14 protein-coding genes and 1 riboswitch are annotated in these 19,861 nt (G+C 69.3%); of the genes, 3 read left to right on the top strand and 11 right to left on the bottom strand.

What is annotated here, in order from left to right:
• Positions 1 to 64 precede the first annotated feature (64 nt).
• From SPHPH_RS0117045 to SPHPH_RS0117025, 5 genes are all read right to left on the bottom strand, one after another.
• Positions 65 to 1,114, bottom strand: coding sequence for a threonine aldolase family protein (locus tag SPHPH_RS0117045; protein WP_028967784.1), 1,050 nt, complete (start codon positions 1,112 to 1,114; stop codon positions 65 to 67).
• 57 nt (positions 1,115 to 1,171) lie between these two features.
• A riboswitch (SAM-I-IV-variant riboswitch) is annotated at positions 1,172 to 1,277 on the bottom strand.
• A gap of 28 nt (positions 1,278 to 1,305) precedes the next feature.
• Entirely contained in the window at positions 1,306 to 2,106 is an 801-nt protein-coding gene (locus SPHPH_RS0117040; RefSeq protein WP_028967783.1) for a transglutaminase family protein, read from the bottom strand.
• Positions 2,106 to 3,041, bottom strand: a complete 936-nt coding sequence (locus SPHPH_RS0117035) for an alpha-E domain-containing protein (protein ID WP_028967782.1) — start codon at positions 3,039 to 3,041, stop codon at positions 2,106 to 2,108. The genes SPHPH_RS0117040 and SPHPH_RS0117035 overlap by 1 nt, the downstream gene beginning before the upstream one ends.
• Positions 3,041 to 4,543 carry a circularly permuted type 2 ATP-grasp protein gene (locus SPHPH_RS0117030; RefSeq protein ID WP_028967781.1) on the bottom strand — a complete coding sequence of 501 codons (1,503 nt, stop codon included), beginning with the start codon at positions 4,541 to 4,543 and terminating at the stop codon, positions 3,041 to 3,043. The genes SPHPH_RS0117035 and SPHPH_RS0117030 overlap by 1 nt, the downstream gene beginning before the upstream one ends.
• Positions 4,544 to 4,632: 89 nt before the next feature.
• Positions 4,633 to 6,639, bottom strand: a complete 2,007-nt coding sequence (locus SPHPH_RS0117025) for a protein-disulfide reductase DsbD family protein (protein WP_028967780.1) — start codon at positions 6,637 to 6,639, stop codon at positions 4,633 to 4,635.
• A 65-nt stretch (positions 6,640 to 6,704) separates the two neighbouring features.
• On the opposite strand from SPHPH_RS0117025, the gene SPHPH_RS0117020 reads away from it, so the two are divergent.
• Together SPHPH_RS0117020 and SPHPH_RS0117015 are read left to right on the top strand one after the other, a co-directional pair.
• Positions 6,705 to 8,354, top strand: coding sequence for an alkaline phosphatase family protein (locus SPHPH_RS0117020; RefSeq protein WP_028967779.1), 1,650 nt, complete (start codon positions 6,705 to 6,707; stop codon positions 8,352 to 8,354).
• A 114-nt stretch (positions 8,355 to 8,468) separates the two neighbouring features.
• Complete coding sequence (locus SPHPH_RS0117015; protein ID WP_028967778.1) at positions 8,469 to 9,431, top strand: IS5 family transposase; 963 nt, start codon at positions 8,469 to 8,471, stop codon at positions 9,429 to 9,431.
• A 221-nt stretch (positions 9,432 to 9,652) separates the two neighbouring features.
• On the opposite strand, the gene SPHPH_RS0117010 is transcribed toward SPHPH_RS0117015, so the two are convergent.
• From SPHPH_RS0117010 to SPHPH_RS0116995, 4 genes are all read right to left on the bottom strand, one after another.
• Positions 9,653 to 10,135 (bottom strand): DUF4142 domain-containing protein, encoded by a 483-nt coding sequence (locus SPHPH_RS0117010; protein WP_028967777.1) that lies wholly within the window; start codon positions 10,133 to 10,135, stop codon positions 9,653 to 9,655.
• 98 nt (positions 10,136 to 10,233) lie between these two features.
• On the bottom strand, positions 10,234 to 12,009 hold the full coding sequence (locus tag SPHPH_RS0117005) for an SLC13 family permease (RefSeq protein WP_028967776.1): 1,776 nt from the start codon (positions 12,007 to 12,009) through the stop codon (positions 10,234 to 10,236).
• Positions 12,010 to 12,255: 246 nt separating this feature from the next.
• Positions 12,256 to 16,371: a translocation/assembly module TamB domain-containing protein gene (locus SPHPH_RS0117000; RefSeq protein WP_156026079.1), complete on the bottom strand. Its 4,116-nt coding sequence runs from the start codon at positions 16,369 to 16,371 to the stop codon at positions 12,256 to 12,258.
• Positions 16,371 to 18,335, bottom strand: a complete 1,965-nt coding sequence (locus SPHPH_RS0116995) for an autotransporter assembly complex protein TamA (protein ID WP_028967774.1) — start codon at positions 18,333 to 18,335, stop codon at positions 16,371 to 16,373. Before SPHPH_RS0116995 ends, SPHPH_RS0117000 begins: the two co-directional genes overlap by 1 nt.
• Positions 18,336 to 18,466: 131 nt before the next feature.
• On the opposite strand from SPHPH_RS0116995, the gene SPHPH_RS21475 reads away from it, so the two are divergent.
• Positions 18,467 to 18,634 (top strand): hypothetical protein, encoded by a 168-nt coding sequence (locus tag SPHPH_RS21475; RefSeq protein ID WP_202900677.1) that lies wholly within the window; start codon positions 18,467 to 18,469, stop codon positions 18,632 to 18,634.
• Between the two features lie 119 nt (positions 18,635 to 18,753).
• Here SPHPH_RS21475 and SPHPH_RS20580 read toward each other — a convergent pair whose 3' ends face one another.
• The gene (locus SPHPH_RS20580) at positions 18,754 to 19,338 is read right to left on the bottom strand and encodes a hypothetical protein (RefSeq protein WP_051273091.1); all 585 of its coding nucleotides are present in this window, start codon (positions 19,336 to 19,338) and stop codon (positions 18,754 to 18,756) included.
• 45 nt (positions 19,339 to 19,383) lie between these two features.
• Positions 19,384 to 19,857 (bottom strand): hypothetical protein, encoded by a 474-nt coding sequence (locus tag SPHPH_RS0116980; protein ID WP_028967773.1) that lies wholly within the window; start codon positions 19,855 to 19,857, stop codon positions 19,384 to 19,386.
• Between the last annotated feature and the right edge of the window lie 4 nt (positions 19,858 to 19,861).

Below are 19,861 nucleotides of genomic sequence, written 5' to 3'. Positions count from 1 at the left end.
GACCCCGCTTCTTCCCGATCGGAGCAGAGAAAGCGGGATCCCGGATCAAGTCCGGGGTGACGAATTACGCCAGCGCCCGCACCTCACACGCCGCGCGGATATCGGCGGCGAGCTGGTCGACGCGCGCCGGGTCGGCATCCCATGCAAACATGAAGCGCGCCCCGCCGCCGATGAAGGTGTAGAAACGCCAGCCGCGCGCGCGGAGATCGTCGAGCACCGCATCGGGGGCGATCAGGAACACCGCATTGGCCTGCACCGGGAACAAAAGCCGCACCGCCGGCAGATCCGCCACCCGCGCCGCGAGCCGTTCGGCGCAGGCGTTGCCGTGCTCGGCGTTGCGCAACCATGCGCCGCTCTCGATCAGCCCGATCCACGGCGCGGACAGGAAACGCATCTTCGAGGCGAGCTGCCCGGCTTGCTTGCATCGATAGTCGAAGTCCTCGGCGAGCGCGCGATCGAAGAAGATCACCGCCTCACCGATCATCAACCCGTTCTTGGTGCCGCCGAAGCAAAGCACGTCGACCCCGGCCTCCCAGGTGATCGCGGCGGGCGTGCAGCCGAGCGCGGCACAGGCATGGGCGAAGCGCGCGCCGTCCATATGCAGCTTCAGCCCCAATTCGCGGCACACCGCCGAGATCGCGCGCACTTCGGCGATCGAATAGACTTGCCCGGTCTCGGTCGGCTGGGTGATCGTGACGACGCGTGGCTTGGGAAAGTGGATGTCGGAGCGGCTGCCCGCGAGCGTACGGATCGCTTCGGGGCTCAGCTTGCCGTCGGCGGATGGCGCGAGCAGCAGCTTGGAGCCGTTCGAGAAGAATTCGGGCGCGCCGCATTCGTCAGTTTCGACATGCGCCGCCGACGAGCAGATGACGCTGTGATAGCTCTGGCACAGCGAGGCGAGCGCGAGCGAATTGGCTGCCGTGCCATTGAAGACGAAGAACACCTCCGCGTCGGTCTCGAACAGTGTCCGAAAGCTGTCGGAGGCGCGCTGCGTCCAGCCGTCGTCACCATAAGCGACCGCCGAGCCGGCATTGGCGGCGAGCATCGCGTCCAGCGCCTCCGGGCAGGCTCCGGCATAATTGTCGCTGGCGAATTGCTGGGGCTCGGTCGTCACGGTCGCTGATCCTGTTGCTCGATTTCAGGCATCAGGGGTCGAAGACGATATGTGGCGAAAGGTCCCGTTGGTTGCCGGTCCGGCCACATCCCCCCATCGCCGGAGGCGCCACCTTGCTCGGGAGCAGGTTGGCGTCGAACTAGGTCGACTCTTGATGTTGGCGCGAGTGGTATACGATCCGATGCGTGCGGTCAATCCTGCCCGCTGACCTGCACCTCAACGTCGAGGCATTCGCGGCCCTCTCCCAGCCGCGACCCCGCGACCGGGGAACAACCCGCAGCGTCGAGCGCGACCGCGACGCGGACGTGATGCGCCTCGGGCGAACACCCGAGGGTCGGGTCGAATCCCACCCAGCCGAGCCCTTCGACCCACGCCTCCGCCCAGCCGTGCGGCGTCGCGCGACCACCGGCCAATATGTCACAATATCCGGTGACATAACGTGCCGGAAAAGCGGCGGCGCGCGCGGCGGCGACAAACATCTGCGCCAGATCGCGCGCGGTGGCGGTGTCGCGCGCGAAGGCGGCGGTGACGGCGAGCCCCGGCTCGGGGCGGCCGTCGACGACCTCGAAGCGACGGTGCAGCGCGGTATTGAGCGCATGGAGTGCGGCGATTCGGGCACGCCCCTCGACCTCAGCCTGCGCAAAGGCGGCGAGCGCGGGTTCGGCGTGCGTTGCAGGCGTACTGCGCAGGTACAGCGCGGCGGGCAGCGGCTCGAACGTGCCGTGGAGCACGCCGCTCGACGAACTGGTCACCACTTCGCCCGAAACGCTGATCTCGATCCCCGACAGCGGTCCCTCGGCATAGAGCATCGTGGTAATGTTGCCGAAGCCGTCGCGATGTTCGCGCAGCCGCGCGTCGCAGTCGATGTTGATGTTCCACGCCGCAACCGTCTGGTCGTGCGTGTTGCGCGGGGTCATCCGCAGCAGCTGCACCACGCGCCCTTGCGGTGCGGTGAAACGATAGGTGGTGCGGTGGTCGATGGTCAGGCGCATCAGTGGAACTTGAACTGGCGGCCGATCGCGTCGTGCAATTGCGCATTCTCGACGATCAGGGCCTGAAGATGCTGGTGGAGCCCGGCGGCGATCACGTCGCCGGTGCGGGTGCGCGCGACGCGGGCCTGGCGGGTGCGCGCCATCCGGTCGGCCTCGCCCTGCGTGCCGCTGGCGCGGGCAAGCGCGGTGAGCGCGGCGACTGTTTCCTCGATCGATGCGGCGAGGCTGCGCGGCAGCTCGGCGCGGCTGAGCAGCAGGTCGATGACGTTGGTGGGATTGAGGCCGTCATTGTACAGCCAGCGATAGGCAGTGACCGCCGAGACGGTCTGCAGGATCGTCGTCCATTGGTCGCGGTCGACCGTGCCGCCGACGCGCTCGCCCTCCGGCAGCAGGATGTGATATTTGACGTCGAGCAGCCGCGCGGTGTTGTCGGTGCGCTCGACCGCCTGCCCCAGCCGGATGAACGAGGTCGTCTGGTTGCGGAGCATCCGGTGCACCGCGCCCTCGAATCCGCGCGTCTCGGCCTTGACCGCATCGACCACGTTCAGCGTCGCGGTGGGGTCGAGCCGGGTCATGCGCTGGTCGAAGATCAGCCATGCGCCGTTGATCGCCTGCCACGCCTCCCGGCTGAGCGCGGTGCGCACCGCGCGGGCATTGTCGCGCGCCATCGCGAGGCAGCGCAGGATCGAGCCGCGATGCGCACTGCTGTCGAGCAGGAAATGCGCGACCTCCTCGCGGGTCAGCGCATGGCCACCCGCAGCGAAGGCGTCGGCGGTTTCGCTGACCGCGAGCGCGGTGCGCCACGCATCCTCACCCGCCGAGCGCGGGGAGAGCACATCGAGGCGCAGCGTCGCTTCGATCAGCCGCGCGAGGAAATCGGCACGCTCGACATACCGACCGAGCCAGTAGAGCGAGGCGGCGGTGCGGCTGAGCATCAGCCCTGCCCCGGCCCGAGCGTCTGCGTCATGGTGCCCCCCGCGCCCGACATCGTCTGGGTCATGCCGCGTGGCTCGTCCATGAGCACGAAACTGTCCTTGGTCCCGCCGCCCTGCGACGAATTGACGACCAGCGACCCTTCGCGCAGCGCGACGCGGGTCAGCCCGCCGGGAACAACCTGCACGCCCTTTGCGCCGGTCAGCACGAACGGGCGGAAATCGACGTGGCGCGGCGCCACGCCTTGCTCAACCAATGTCGGGACGGTCGACAGCGCCAGCGTCGGCTGCGCGATATAGCGTTCGGGCACCGCAATCAGCGCGGCGCGAAAGCGCTCGATCTCCGCCGATGAGGCGGTCGGGCCGACGAGCATTCCGTAGCCGCCCGAGCCATCGACCAGCTTGACGACCAATTCGCCGAGATGGTCGAGCACGTATTTGAGCGCCTGCGGTTCGCGACAGCGATAGGTTTCGACGTTGGGCAGCCGCGCATCGCTGCCCGAGTAATATTTCACGATCTCAGGCATGTAGCTGTAGATCGCCTTGTCGTCGGCGATGCCGTTGCCTGGCGCATTGAGGATCGCGACATTGCCCGCCGCATAGGCCGCGATCAGCCCCGGCACACCGAGCATCGAATCGGCACGGAAGACGAGCGGATCAAGATAGTCGTCGTCGACGCGACGATAGATGACATCGACGCGCACGCGACCCTCGATGGTGCGCATGTAGACGACATCGTCATCGACGACGAGGTCGGCGGCCTCGACCAGCTCGACACCCATCGAATCAGCGAGGAAGCTGTGCTCGTAATAGGCCGAATTGTAGTGGCCGGGCGTCAACACCACGCAGGTGGGCTTCCCGCCGCAGCCGCGCGGCGCCACCGAACGCATCGTCTCCAGCAACCGATCGGGATAGCTGTCGACCGCGGCGACGCGGAACTTGGCGAACAGTTCGGGGCAAAGCCGCACCATCGCCTCGCGGTTTTCCAGCATGTAGCTGACGCCCGACGGCGTTCGGGCATTGTCCTCCAGCACGAAGAAATCGTCGGGGCCGGTACGGACGAGGTCGATCCCGCAGATATGGGCCCAGACGTCATGCGGGGGGCGGATTCCCGCTATTTCCGGGCGGAATTGCGCATTGCCGAGGATCAGGTCGGGGGGCAGTACGCCGTCACGCAGGATCTTCTGCTCGCCATAAATATCGACGAGAAAGGCGTTGATCGCCTCGACGCGCTGGATCAGCCCCTCGGAAAGTCGCGCCCATTCGTCGGCGAGGAAGACGCGCGGCACGATGTCGAACGGGATGATCCGCTCGCCGGCGTCACTCTCCCCATATACGGCGAAGGTGATGCCGAGCTGGCGAAAGGTCGTTTCGGCGGATTGCTGCCGACGACGCAACTCGCCGTCGGGCGTGTCGGCGAGCCACCGACACAATTCCCGCAACTCGGGGCGCGCGCCGTCGGCGCTGCTTGCCCCCATGATCTCGTCAAACGCCGCTTTCCCCATTTGTCCCCTGCAACGCCCGACAACCGGATTCGTCGCATGCTGAGCGAGATCAACGCCCCGTGCAACATTTCATTGCAGTGCAGCAGCTGTCAGCGCAACGATGTGAGCATCGTCGGAGTGAGCACCTGCGGAAGTACGCGCGGAGTGGCGGTACCGCGCGAGTAAAATAGGTAAAGCGGCACTCCGGCGCGATTGTGCTGCGCGATGAAGCGGCCGAGCACCGGGTCGCCATCGGTCCAGTCGCCGACCAGCACCGCGACCTTGTTGCGCGCGAAGGCATCCGCCACCGCGCGCGTCTCGATCGCGGCTTTTTCGTTGACCTTGCACGTCAGGCACCAGTCGGCGGTGAAATAGGCAAACACCGGCCGTCCTTCCGCGCGCAACGCCGCGAGCCGCGCCTCGGTGAACGGCTCAGCACCCGCGACCTTGGCAATGGCCGCGCCTGCCGGCTGCGCACGGACGGTGGCGAGCGCGGCACCTCCCAGCAGCAGCGCGACCAGCGCGGGCGCCCAGACCAGCCGTTCCCCCTGCGCCTGCCGCCGCCCGCTCCACCACAGCCCGAGCCCGGCGAGCAGCGCCGCGGCGAGCGCGATCGTCATGCCGTCCACCCCGGCCTGTCTCCCGAGCACCCAGGCGAGCGCGAGCGCGGTCGCAAACATTGGCACCGACAGGACGTGGCGCAGCCGCACCATCCACATCCCCGGCTTCGGCAGCCGGCGCCGCAGCGCGGGGACGAAGCCGATCAACAGGAACGGCAGCGCAATGCCGAGCCCTAGCCCCGCAAACACCAGCAGCGCCGCGACCGGCGGCAGCACCAGCGCCGCGCCGAGCGCCGCGCCCATGAACGGCCCGGTGCACGGCGTCGCGACGAAGGCGGCGAGCGCGCCGGTCATGAACGCGCCGCTCGCGCCGCTGCGCCCGGCGAATCGCGGGGTGGGCAGCTCGAACAAACCGGCGAGGTTGAGCGCGATCGCGACAATCAGCAGCAGCAGCACGCCGACGACGCGCGGGTCCTGCAACTGGAACGCCCAGCCCGCGCTCGCCCCGCCCGCGCGCAGCACCAGCAGGGTCGCGCCGAGCGCGAGGCACACCAGCACCACGCCCGCGGTATAGGCGAGCGCCTCGACCCGCGCGTGGCGTTCGCTCTCGCCCGAGCGCGCGAGCCCGAGCGCCTTGAGGCTGAGGATCGGGAAAACGCACGGCATGATGTTGAGCAACAGCCCGCCGAGCAATGCGCCACCGAACGCCGCCAGCGCGACGCCCCAGTCGAGTGCCGCCGACCCCTTTGCGGGCGCGACGCTGCCGGGCTGTGCGAGCAGCGCCAGCGCGGTGCCGTCGCCGAGCGTCAGCACGCCTTCCAGCGCGCCGTGCTCCGGCGTGGCCGCCGCCTTGGTCTCGATCACCAGCCGCTCGCCGTCGCGATTAACGGTCTGCGTAGCGGCGTAGTCGGTCGCGCCGCTTCGCGCCGGGTAGAACCATGCCTGACCGAGCGGTGCATCGGCGGGATAGGGGACTGACAGCCGGAAGCGCCCGGCGTCGATCTGCCATGTCGCGGCACTGCCAAGCGGGCGCGGAAGCGCGCGGCGCCAAGCGTCGAACTGCGCGCGGCGCTGGGGCGTGACCGGCGCGTCGCCAATTTTCAGTTGCGTGCTCAACTCCTGCGTCTCGGGAACGCAGATCGTCTCCGTGCAGACGAGATAGTCGAGCTTGACCCGCACTGGCAGAGCGGTGCCTGGGGCCAGTGCCTTGGGCACCGTCAATGTCGTCAGCATTGTCCACGGGCGTTCGTAGACGTGATTCATCAGCCCGGCGATCACCAGCCGCCCCGGCGGCGGATAGGCGAGCGCCCCCGCGGTCGCCCCGGGGGGCAGCGTCCAGGTGGCGCGCGTCGCCACCCCCGCATCGCCGGGGTTGAGCCAATAACCGTGCCAGCCCGTATCGGGCACCGCATGGATCGCGAGCGCGACGGTGCTGCCCGGCGCCGGCCGGTCGCTCTCGGCGATCAGCGTCATCGCGACATGCCGCGTCTGCGCACCGGCCGTGGCGGCAAGCAGCAGCGAAACGGCTGTCATCAGAGTGAAAAGCGCCGCGCGCATTGCTTGCCTGATCATCGGAGCGGGATCATAGCCGCTTCGCTTCCCCGTTGCATCAAGGTTGCCCGATGAAATCGTTGTTTGCCGCCGCTTTGCTGACCACCGCCGCGCTGGTGTTTCCCGCCACCGCCCAGACGCCGTCGGCCGCTGCCGCAGCGACGCCGCAGGGCAAGCCCAAGCTGATCGTCGCGATCTCGGTGGACCAATTCTCCGCGGATCTGTTCGCCCAGTACCGCAACCGCTACACCGACGGGCTGGCCCGGCTCCAGCAGGGTGTAGTCTTCCCGTCGGGCTATCAAAGCCATGCCGCGACCGAGACCTGCCCCGGCCACTCGACGATCCTGACCGGGATGCGCCCGGCACATACCGGGATCATCGCCAACAACTGGATCGACCAACGCGCCGGGCGTCCCGACAAGGTCGTCTATTGTGCGGAGGACGAGCGCGCGCCGGGCTCGGACCACGACAAATACCAGCCTTCCGACCTGCATCTGCGCGTCGACACGTTGGGCGACATGATGAAGCGTGCCGATCCGCGCACCCGCGTCGTCGCGGTCGCGGGCAAGGATCGCGCGGCGATCATGATGGGCGGGCACCACACCGACCAGATGTGGTTCTGGGCGACCGATCATTTCGTTACGCTTCCATCGCGCAGCACCGCGCCGGTCCCGGCGGTGGTGACCCGCGCCAATGACGCGGTTGGCAAGCTGCTGGCGGGGGCGCAGGCACCGTTGCCGCTGCCCGGCTATTGCAAGGGACTGGCGCAGCCGATCACGGTCGGCGCGCAGACGATCGGCACCGGGCAGTTCCAGCGCGCAGGCGGCGACGCCAAGTCGTTCCGCGCCTCGCCTGCGCTCGACGGCGCGGTGTTCGCGCTGGCGGCGGGGTTGATCCAGGACATGAAGCTCGGCCAGGGCGCGGGCACCGACCTGATCGCGGTCGGCGCGTCGGCGACCGATTATGTCGGCCATGCGCTGGGCACGCAGGGCTCCGAGATGTGCATCCAGATGGCGCAGCTCGATCAGACGATCGGCGCGTTCCTGTCGCAGCTCGACGAATGGGGGCTGGATTACGAGGTGATGCTGACTGCCGATCACGGCGCGCACGACATGACCGAGCGCCAGCAGCAGCGCGCGATGCCGATGGAGGAACATGCTTCCGCCAGCAACGCCGCCAAGCTGGTCGGCGCGGCGATCGGGCGTGATCTCGGCATCGCCGGGCCGGTGCTGATCGGGCCGGAGAGCGACGTGTACATCGCCGACAGCGTGCCCGCCGCCCGGCGCAAGCAGGTGCTCGCCGAGGCGAAGCGCCGCTATCTGGCGATGCCGCAGGTCGCCGCGGCGTTCACCCGCGACGACATCGCGGCAACGCCCTTCGCCAAAACCCCGCCGGAGACGTGGACGCTGATCGAGCGTGCCCGCGCCTCCTCTGATGCGGAGCGATCGGGCGACCTGATGGTGCTGCTCAAGCCGCGCGTGACGACGATCGTCACCCCGGCACCCTTCTATGTCGAGACGCACGGTAGCCCGTGGGACTACGACCGGCGCGTGCCGATCCTGTTCTGGCGCAAGGGGATGGTCGCATTCGAGCAGCCGCTGTCGGTTGAAACGGTCGACATCGCGCCGACGCTGGCGGCGACGATCGGACTGCCGGTGTCGGGGCTCGACGGGCGGTGCCTCGATCTGGACGCAGGGGCGGGAGACAGCTGCCCGAAGTGACGGACAGCCTTTGGTTTCCCTCCCATCGTCACCCCGGGCTGACCGAGACCTCTGCGAAAATGTGCTGACGTTTCGGCATGGATATGATTCGATGCTGTGGGAGGATCGGCGTCGATGGAACAGCGGGGATTTGCGGAGGCGTTTTTGCCGGCGGGGTTTGGCCGGAATGCGCGGTTGGAGCGGATCGCGGCGCTGATCGACTGGGCGCCGGTGGAGGCGCTGGTGCGGCGGGTGCGGCCCGGGACGACGGGACGTCCGCCGTACCGGGCGCTGGCGATGGTGCGGGCGCTGCTGCTGCAGCAATGGTATGGCTTGTCAGACCCGGGGCTGGAGGAGGCGCTATCCGACCGGGTATCGTTCCGGCGGTTCTGCGGCCTGGCGCTGGAGGAGCCGACGCCGGATGAGACGACCTTGTGCCGCTTCCGGCTGGCGCTGGTCGAGGCGGGGCTGGGCGAGGCGCTGTTCGTCGAGGTGCAGCGTCAGCTCGATGCGGCAGGCTTCCTGGTCAAGTCCGGTACGTTGATCGACGCCACGCTGGTGGAGGCGGCGGTCCGTTGTCCGCCGCGCAGTGCCCGGCCGGCGGAAGGCGGGGAGAGCCATTCGGCCAACGACCCCGACGCCAGCTGGACGCGCGTCGACCGGGGACGCCGGCTGTTCTTCGGCTATAAGGTGCATGTCGGTGTCGACCAGGGTTCGGGGTTGATCCGCAGCCGGCGGGTGACGCCGGCCAAGACCTATGAGAGCGAAGTGGCCGACGACCTCATCCTGGGCGACGAGCGCGCCGTCTATGCCGACAAGGCTTACGAGAAGCGCGCCCGGCGCGAGGCGCTCAAGGCGCGCGGCATCAAGGACCGCATCCAGCATCGCCGCGTGCGCGGGCAACCGACGCTTCCCCCTTGGCAGGCGGTGCGCAACAAGCTGATCGGACGGATACGCGGCGCCGTCGAGCGGACCTTTTCCGAACTCAAGCGCGGTTCCTACGGCCTGGTCAGAATGCGCTACCGCGGCCTCGAACGATGCCGCCTCCAGGTCGACCTTGCCGCCATCGCCTATAATCTGCGGCGGGCTGCTGCTTGAACGACCCGTTCGAGGCTTCTCGGCAGGGGACATACACCCACCTACCTGCACGCTTGACGGCTCCCCCCATCGGCCAGAAAAGCCTTACCCGCCTTCTCGGGCGCCTTTCGCAGAGGTCTCGGCTTGACCCGGGGTCCCGCTGTCTCAACCCGCCGGGCAAGAAGAAGCGGGGCCCCGGATCAAGTCCGGGGCGCCGGTAAGTGATAGAGGGTCCCCCGACCTTACATGCCCGTGAGCATGTCGATGTGGTGCTGCACGACCGGCGCAATTTCACCCGCGGCGGTCTTCAGCGGTGCCGCGGTGCCGTTGGCGGCATAGCCCTGATGTAGTGCTAGCGCCTGCTGGTGCGCGGTCTGCTGCTGGGTCAGGTAGGTCCGGTCGCGCGCGGTGCCGCTCTCCTTGCGGAGCTGCGCGATCATCCCGCTCTGCGCGGACGTCATCACCGGCGGCTTGGGCTTCAGCCCGGCCTTCGTCGCCGCGCTCTTGACCATCGCGGTGCTCTTGTTGTGGTCGCGGATCATGCCCTGCGCAAACGAGCGGACCTTGGGGTCCTTGGTCGATTGCAGCACGATCTGGCTCGATGTCTTTTCGTAAAGATCACCGGCACCGGCGGCGGCGACATAGGCGTTGGGGGTCATCTGCTGCGCGACGGCCGGCGTGGCGAGCACGATGGCGAGGGCAGCGACCGGCAGGAAACGCTTCATCTTCTCTCTCCGTCACATCTTCTGGAAACGTGCTGTCGCAAACGCGCCGCGCGCCGCGAACGCCCCGGAAAGAAGCCGATATTTCTATGTGATGCCGATCAATGCAGCGGCCAGAAGAACAGGATCAGCGGCGTGCCGACCAGCAGCACCAGCGCCGACAGGGGCGCGCCGAGCCGCGCATAATCGCCAAAGCGATAGCCGCCCGGCCCCAGCACCAACGTATTGCACTGGTGCCCGATCGGGGTGAGGAAATCGCTGCCCGCGCCGACCGCAGTCGCCATCAGGAACGCCTCCGGGCGATAGCCGAGATCACCCGCGAATTGCGCGGCAATCGGGGCCATCACCAGCACGGTCGCGGCATTGTTGAGGAACGGCGTCACCGCCATCGCCGCCGCGAGGATCAGCGCCACCGCGCCCCACGCCGGCAGCACGGCCGCAGTCTGCGCCAGCCACGTCGCGATCACATCCGACGCGCCGGTGGTGCGCAGCGAATCCGACACCGGGATCAGCGCGCCGAGCATCACGAGGATCGGCCACTCGATATGGTTGTACGCCTCGCGCACCGGCAGCAACCCCGTCACCACGACCACCGCCGCCGCGGCGAAGAAGGCGACGCCGACCGGCACCCAGCCCATTGCGGTCGCGAACATCGCCGCGCCGAGCACCGCGACCGGCAACCAGCCGCGCCGGCTGGTGCCGAGCCGCAGCTCGCGCTCGGCAAGCGGCAGGCAGCCGAGTTCGCGCAATTTCTCGGGCAAGGTGTCGAGCGTGCCCTGCAACACCACGACGTCGCCGGTGCGCAGCGCGATATTGCCGAGCCGTCGCGACAAGCGCTCGTCGCGCCGCGAGATCGCGATCAGGTTGACGCCGTAGCGCGCCTGCAAGTCGAGCCGCCCGGCGGTCTGCCCTTCCAGCGGCGAGCCGAGGTTGATGACCGCCTCGATCACGCCGATCTCGCTCTCGCCGCGATCGGTGCGCTTCTCGCGCTCCTCGCTTTCCATCGTCAGCCTGTCGCCCGCGATCGCGCGTTCGAGCGCATCGGGGTCGCCGCCGAGGATCAGCGTATCGCCCGCGCGCAGCTCGGTCGCCGCGAGCGGATGGCTGCGCATCCCGGCGCGCACCATGCGGGTGATCGTCACCTCATGTTCGTGGCGGTCGAGGAACGCTTCGACCGTCTCGCCGACCGCGGGCGAGCCTTCGGGGATCACGATCTCGGTGACATAGCCGGTGATGTCGAGCGCCTCGGCCATGCTCGGCGCGGCGCGGCGGTCGGCGGGGATCAGGCGATAGGCGATGCTGAGATACAGCAAGCCGACGACCAGCAGCCCGAGCCCGACTGGCGTATAGTCGAACATCCCGAACGGCTCGCCCAGCATCTGTTCGCGCGAGCGGCTGACGATGATGTTCGGCGAGGTGCCGACCAGCGTCATCAGCCCGCCGAGCAGCGAGGCGAATGACATCGGCATCAGGAACACCGACGGCGAGGCGTTGTTCTTCTTCGCCATCTGGATAGCGGCGGGCATCAGCATCGCCAGGGCGCCGATGTTCTTGACGAGCGCGCTGGCGACGCCAACCGAGCCGGTCAGCACCAGCAATTGCCCGCGCACGCGGCGGACGCGGCGCGCGACCTGCCGCAGCACGCGCTCGATCACCCCGGAGCGCTGCACCGCCGCCGACAGCACCAGCGCCGAGGCGACGATGATGACGATGTCGTCGGAGAAGCCCTTGAAGGCGTCGGCGGGCGCGACGATGCCGAGCGCGAGGCTGGCGAGCAGCGCGATGATCGCGACCACATCGTAGCGGAAGCGCCCCCAGATGAAGAGCGCCATCATCCCGATCAGGGTTGCGATCGAGAGAAGTTGTGGGGTGGTCATCGTCTGGCGCTCAACAATGGCCCTGTCGCGGGGTTCCGGCGTGTTGCCGCAGGATAGGGTGAATTGGCGTGGCAGCGGGTGCGCTTGTCCTTCGAGACGAGGCTTCGACAGGCTCAGCCTCTCCTCGGGACGAACCGAGGTGGGTGAGACAAAGCATCAACCTGCCGCCAATCACTTCGTTCGTGCTGAGGAGCCATCGAGCGATGTCGGGCTGGCGTCTCGCAGCAGGTTATTTCGAGCCTCCGCTCAATAATCCTTCGACACCCGCACGTTGCCGCTCTGCCGCCCCAGCGTCGAGATCGACGACAGCAGCGACAGCCAGCGCGTCACTTGGAACTCCACGCGTGTCGCGGAATAGCCCGCGCCATCGGTGATGATCTCGGCGTAGAGCCGCCGCGTCACGTATTTGCCCGCGGCGATCGACGTGCCCTGCCCGGTCTGCGGATCGGCGGGGAGGATGCGCAGCCGGTCGAGCCCTGCCGCGCGGCGCACCGCGTTGATCGGATTGAGCCCGTTGCCGCCATCCTGCAACGCCGCCACCGCGGCGGCGAGCTGGAGCGCCTCGGGCGCGGACAGGTTGGTGATCGAGGTGCCGAACAGCAGTCGCGAAAGCAATTCGTCCTGCGGCAGCGCCGGGGTGCTCGCGAAACTGATCTCCGGCTTTTGCGCGACACCGGTGACGCGGATCGTCGCGTTGAGCCCGGTGGTGTTCGCCGCCGCCTCGATATCGAGCGCGGGGTTGGCCGGTATCTCGCCCGCAAAGCGGATGATCCCGCGCGACAATTCGAACTCGCGCCCCGCGAACTCGTAATCTCCGCGAACGAGATCGGCGCGTCCGGTGATCGCGGGATTGGTCGGCGAGCCGGCGATCTGGACATCGGTGGTCCATTCGCTCGAGAGCCCCAGCCCCGAGACCATCAGGCCGTTGCGCGCGCGGGCGTGGACGTCGAGCCGCCACGGCGCGGCGGCATCGTCGTCGGTCTGATCGCCGCCGGGCACGTTGATCTCGCGGACGTTGATCTGCGGCAGCGCGCTGGCGACGGTCGCCTGGCCGAGCCGGTAGCGGCTGCTGTCGAGCCGCACGTCGCCCGAGATGACCCCGCCCACCCCGTCCGACGTGAAGGCGAGCGGCCCGGTCGCGGTTGCGCCGATGTCCTCGCGGTCGATCAGCACGGCGTGATCGGCGTCGATGCGCAGGTCGAACGCGATGCCGTTCGCGGCGGCGAAATCGAACGTGCCGGTGCCGGTCACCCGCCCGCCGCGCCCGGCATCGCCGGTGAAGCGCTCGATCCGCAGCCGCGACCCGTCGAAGCGCCCGGCGGTCTGGATGTTGGTGACGACGGTGCCGGTGGTCGCGCTCTGGATGCGCGCGTTGCTGGCGCGGACCAGCCCGCGGATCTGCGGACTGGCGACCGTGCCGGTGACGTCCGCCGACAGCGCGACCGGGCCGGACAGGTCGAACAGCTCGATGCGGGTCAGCCGCCAGAGCGTGTCGGCGGGGCCGGAATAGCGGAGCTGCGCGAACACGCCCGCCTTGGTCAGCCGCTCGAAGAGGTCGCCGCTGCCCAGCGGCTTGAGCAACGCCTGCGCACGACCCACGGTGCGCCCGCCCGACGCCATCACCATCCGCACGCCGAGCTTGTCGGGGCTGAGCACGCCCGCAACGCCGATGTCGATCGGCGCGGACGAGCTGAGCAGCCCCGAGCGGGTGAGGCCGCGGATCGTCAGATTGGTGCGCCCGGTCGGCGGGGCACCGTCGCGGGCGTTCAGCTCCAACGTGCCGGTCGCGGTACCGCCGAGCCCGAGACCGCTATAGCCGATGTCGAGCACGCCGAGCGGCAGGCGCGTGAGCGACGCGCGCACCGCCGTCTCGCCGTTGCCGAGGCGACCGGACACTTCCGCAGCACCGCCTGCGAACGTCAGCTTGGTTGGATCTAGTATCCAGCGGTCGCCGTCGCGGCGGAGCACCGCGGGCGTCTCAAGCCGGATCGGCTGCGACCCGATCGTCCCCGAAGCGCGGACCGCATAGCCGTCAGCGGTGATCTGAGTCACGGTATCAACGCGGAAGCCGACGCCGCGCGATCCGGCGATCGACGCGCGCACCTCGCCGGTGTCGCCGGTCAGCGCCGCCTGCCCCGAGAAGCGCGACACCGACAGCGCGCCACGTCGCAGCCCCGCGCCGCTGGTGGTGGCGTTGACGCGCGCGCCATCGGGTTCGAGCAGCACGTTGAAGTCGACCCGCGCCTGCCGGACGGTCGCCGCACCGGCGAGCCGCGCGTTGCGCGCGTCGATCCGGCCGCTGATTCGCTGCACCGCGCCGACCGGCGTGAAGTCGAGCGCGCCGCTGAAGCCGCCGCCCGCGACATTCATCCGCCCGCGGAACCCGCCGTCGACGATGTCGAGCGTGCCGGTCGCGCGCGTACCGCTGACGTCGAGCCGCGCGATCGCGATCTGCGCCTGCCCGCCCGGCGGCAACAGAATCGCGCCCGCGCCATCGAACGGCCCGAGCCGCGACCCGCCCGCGGCGGTGACGGCGAAACCCTGCGGCGTCGGATCGAGGTGTGCGCGGACGTTGCTCAGCCCCAGCGCGGCATTGGGGCGTGCGAAGACGAGATCGATCGTCGGCTTCTCGATCTTGCCGTCGAGCTTGAGCTGGACCGGGCCGTAGCTGCTTTGTGTCCCTGATCCGTCGAACACGAACGTGCCGTCGCGGCGACGATAGCCACTGCCCGCGAGCCGCAGCGACGGCGCGGTCAGCACGAGCTGCGTGAAGTGGAGCACGCCATCGGGGCTGCGTTCCAGCAGCGTCTCGATCTGCGGCAGGCCGCCGGCGAGGCTGCGGAAGAAGCCGTTGTCGAGCCGCAACATACGGGCGGTGCCGCGACCGATCACGCGCGTGCCGTGGCCGTCGGGGCCGGGAACGACGTGCAATTGCGAGCGCACGTCGACCACGCCCAGTCCGGGGATCAGGTAGCGCCCGAGCGCGCCCGACAGCGCGACGTCGAAGCGCCCGGTGTGCAGGTCGAGGGTCAGTCCGATATCGCCCGACAGCTTGTCCGAGCGCAGCTTGAGCCCGTCGCCGGTGACGGTGTCGGCGGTGACGCGCAGCACCCCCGCCACCGATAAGTTACGGAGAATGCCGCCTGCGACGTCGCCGACCCCGGTGACGCGCGCGGCGGTGAAGGCGACCGGCAGCGCGATCGGGCGGGGTCCCCAGTGGCCGCGGCCGGCGGCGCGCGCCTGCTCGAAACCGGTGTTGTCGAACGCGAAGCGGTCCGCTGTGAGGCGGTAATCGAACGCGAATGTGCGGAAATTACCATCGAGAATCGCGCGTAGTCGCAAGTTCTGCGCGGTCATGTTGCGAAATAGCGCGGGCGGGCGCAGCAAATGGCCGGTCACGCGCAGATTACGGAACGCGCTGTCGGCGAGGTCGACGATCCCCTCGGCCTGCAAGGCGAGCGACGGCGAGCGCAGCGACAGCGTGCCGTCGAGCCGGCGGCTGACGAACGTGCCCGCGCCGTCGACCAGCACGCGTGGCGCGGTCAGCGACTGGAGCTTGCCGCGCGTGACGCTGGCGGGGGCGACGGTGCCGGTGAGGGTGTAGCGACCGGCCGCATTGCCGAGCGTCAGGTCGGCGAGCCGCGTGCCGCCGGCGACCGCCACGGCCCGCCCCTGCCAGCGCCGCCAGTCACCGGCGCCGCTGACGTCGAGCGCGACCGTCCGCCGCAATCCGGTCAGCTGCGCGAGCACCCCGGTCGCCGCGCCCTGCGCGCGGGCGGCGATATCGAACTTGCCCGCGTCGGGACGTGAGTCGAGCCGCAGCCTGACGCGGTCGCTGCCCGCCACCAGCGCGTCGAGCGCGACCACCGCATGGCCGTTGCGGATATCGGCGCGCGCGAGCAGCCGCCCGTCGCGCAGCCGCCCGGTCACGGCCGGCGCGACGATCAGCCGTTGGACCGACAAACGCCCGATCGCGATGTCGAATTTCGGCAGCAGCGGCCCGCTACGCCCGGTGTCGCGCGGTTCGGGCAATTTCGCGAGCGTGGCGACGGGAATGTCGAGCGCGGTGATGTCGAGCCGGTTGTGGAGCCAGCCAAATGGCGACCAGTCGAGCCGCGCGCGCGGCACCGACAGCACCAGCCCCTTGGGATCGTAGAGCCGAAAATCGACCAGCTCGGCCTCACTGTACAACGAACCCTCGATCCGCCCGAGCCGGAAGCGCAGGCCGTTGTCGGGCTGGAGCGCGTTGACGCGGTCGGCGACGATGCGGTGGCCGATGTCGGTATCGATCACCACCGCGACGATCGCGACCAGCGCGAGCAGGCCTGCGACGACGAAACCGAAGAGGCGCAATGCGCGCATCAGAACGCCTGCCCCAGCGAGACGTAGACCGCGATCCGCGAATCGCCGCGCTGCGGGTTGAGCGGGGTGCCGACATCGACGCGGATGGGGCCGAAGTTGCTGTAATAACGCACGCCGATCCCGGCGCCGTAACGCAGGCCACCGAAATCGGGCAGCCCGCCGGTATAGATGTTGCCGCCGTCGAGGAACGGCACGACGCCGAAATTGCCGAACGCTTTCACCCGCGCCTCGATGGCGAATTCGGCGAGGCTGCGCCCGCCGATCGGGTCGTTGTTGACGTCACGCGGGCCGATCGACTGGAAGCTGTAGCCGCGCACCGACGCACCGCCGCCGGCATAGAAGCGCCGCGACGGTGCGATCTGGTCGCGCGGCGCGCCGAGGATCGTGCCGACGCGCAACCGCCCCGCCAGCACGATCGCGTCGGTGACCGGCTGATACTTGCTCGCGTCGAGCTGGACGCGGGTGTAGCCGAACACCGTGTCCTGCAACGACACTTCGGGGCTGACCCGCCCCGACAGGCGGAAGCCGCGCGTTGGGTTGAGCAGGTCGTCGGACCCGTCATAGCCAAGGCTGGTCGGCAGCGCGCCGATCAGGAAGGTGCGGCGGCGCGGCACGCCAGTCGAGGCGATCACGTCGCGCTCGTCAGTGGCGACCAGTTCGGCCCCCAGCGACCACGTCCAGGTCTTCTGAAAGAAGATATTGGTCTGCCGTTCCAGCGCCGCCGACAGCGAGATCGTCTGCGCGTCGAACGCGTCGCGGCGGAGATGCGCGGCGGAGAGCTGCGCGGTCAGCACGCGGTCGCGCGCGTGGAAGTTGTTGCGGCGGAACGTGATCTGCCCGAGCTGCTCGCGCGTGCCCGCGACGCCGCGCAGCGTCACCGCGCCTTCCGGCGGGAAAAGGTTGCGGTGCGTCCAGCTGATTTCGGAGCGTGCGCCCTCGCCGGTGCCATAGCCCAGCTCGACCGCGACGGTGCGCGGCGGCGCGGGCTCCAGCCGCACCGCGACGTCGACGATCCCGGGATCGGCACCGGGCACCGCGCGCACCTCGGCGGTCGAGACCAGCCCGGTCTGGACGAGCGCACGGCGCAGATCGTCGACCTGCGAGGTCTCGAAGGGCTGGTCGGGCTTGAACCGCGCAATGTCCTGCACGTGCGCGGCGTCGAACACCTTGTTGTCGGCGTTGACGGTGATCCGGCCGAAGCGTCGGGCGGTGCCGGGCGCGACCTCCATCGCCAGCGTCGCGGTCTGCGTCGCGCGGTCGACCACCACCTCAGGGTCGCCGACCTGCGCGAACGGGAAGCCCTCCTCGCCGATGCGGGTCTTCAGATTGGCCTCGGCGGCGGCGATCGCGTCGGCATTGACCGGATCGTCCGCCTTCACGCCGAACGCGTTGCGCAGCACCGGCGCCTTCGCCCCCACCGCCTCGACCCCGGCGAGCGTCACCCCGGTGAAGCGATAGAGCGGCCCCGGCGTGGCGGCGAGCACCACCACGGGGCGGTTCTTCGCGCGCTCGACGCGCGTCGTGACGGTGGCGTCGTAATAGCCGCTGCCCTTGAGCAAGGTGACGAGCAGGTCGGCGTCCTGTCGCGCGCGGCGATCGAGCTGCGCGGCATTGGCCTCCTTGCCCTCCGCGCCGGCCAGCACCGACAGTTCGCGGAACCGCTGTTGCAACAACGGCCCGCCGACCGTGTCGACCCCATCGATCCGCCAGCCGTAGCGGAAGCTGGCGGCGACGTTGCTCGCCGCGGCGGTCGGCTCACCGGGAGCGGTGGCAAGATCGGGCCAGTCGACCCCGATGTCGGGCAGCGGCGCGAGTTGGTCGTTGGGATCGACATCGCTCATCGGGGCCGGCGGCACGACCAGCGGCGGCGTGGGCGCGGTCTGCGCGAACGCCGGTCCCGTTACAATCATCGCGCCGCACACGACGTGACCCAGCACGCGGTGCCGCCCCACGTCCGGCCACATGCCTCGCGGTCTAGCCGAGCGATTCGTCGAGAAGAAGAGCCAATGCACGACGATTGCGAAACCATGTCCCGCGCGTGCCCCGGCCTGTCGCGGCGGCTGGCGCATCGCGGGCGGCCGTGGCACAGCGCGGCATGGCTCCTCCCCCGCGCTCCCCCTCCGCCGGCGGCTTTCCCATCGCGATCGGCGCGCTGGGCGGTACCGCGATCGGCCTCTATGCCGGACAGCCCTCGATCGGGTTCCTCGCCGGGATCGCGGCGGGCGTGGTGCTGGCGGTGCTGATCTGGTGGCGGGAGCGGTAGACCGTCATTGCGAGCGTAGCGAAGCAATCCAGGGCATCCTGATGCGGCCCTGGATTGCTTCGCTACGCTCGCAATGACGGTGACTGCTTCATGCGGATCAAGTCCGGGATGACGATGCGTTAATTGACCGGCGCGACCCAGCCCATTGCCAGCGGAGCGGGCGGCGTGCCGATCTTGCGCGCGACACGGTCAAGCTTCTCATCGTAGCGGACACGGTCGATGACGTTGAGGTGCGCCTGCTCGTTCACCTCGCGCGGCACGGCCTTTTCGACATGGCGGAGCGTGTGGCCGACATCGGCCGCGCGCAGGCCGCTGATCGCATCGCGCTCGCGCTGTTCCGCGGTGGTGGCGCGCAGCGTCGCGACGCGGCGTGCGAACCGCTCCTGCTGGCGACGGTCGATCCGCCAATGTCCCTTGTAGCGCGCCGCCTCCAGCCCGCTGCCGCGCAGCGAACGATAGAGCGCGTCGCGCGGGATCATCCGCCCCTTTAGCCGCCCCGCCTGCTTGTCGGTCAGCAACGTGGTGTCGACCTCCATGAAGCACCCCGACAGATGCGCCAGCGCCTGCACCCGCTCGTCCAACCGCTGTTCGGGCAGGTCGACGCGCACCTTCTCGCGCGTACATTCCGCCGCGGCCGGCAGCGCGGCGAGCAGGGCACAGGCCGTGCCCAGCAGGGCGAGCGGACGAACGATCGGCGAGAACATGGACGACACCCCCGGAGACAAGGAACATGGGTTAGCGCGTGGGGCTCAGGTGGGCAACGCCTCGCCCGCGCGGCGCACGCCCTCCAGCGCCACCCCGAAGACGAGGTGCGACGCGAGGCCATAGGCATTGCCCGGCACCTCTGCCTCCGGCCACGGTCCCCAGCCCGCCGCGGGGACCAGCAGGTCGTCGAGCAGCAGCATCGTCGTCAGCCCGGTCGGCACGCCCCAGCCCTTCGCCAGATCCGGCCATTGCCGCACCGCCAACGCATAGCCGCCGCCGATCGCTGCCCCGAGCGCATAATGCATCGCCGAGCCCGCCGCTTCGCGATGCTTCTGCGTGAGCGGTCGGCCCTCGACCGCGTTGCTGAGCGTGTCGGCAGCCTTGACGGTCGACGGGTCGTCATTGCCGCCGTCCATTCCGAAGGCGGGCGCGGCGAGGTCCTGAAAGCGGTCCATGACGAACGAGGCGGCCAATCCGGCACCGACGCCAATCAGGGCAGTGGTGAACAACGAACGCATTACG

Origin of the sequence: Sphingomonas phyllosphaerae FA2 (assembly GCF_000427645.1) — a bacterium.
Lineage (GTDB): Bacteria > Pseudomonadota > Alphaproteobacteria > Sphingomonadales > Sphingomonadaceae > Sphingomonas > Sphingomonas phyllosphaerae.
This window is presented reverse-complemented; position numbering and strand designations above follow the sequence as displayed.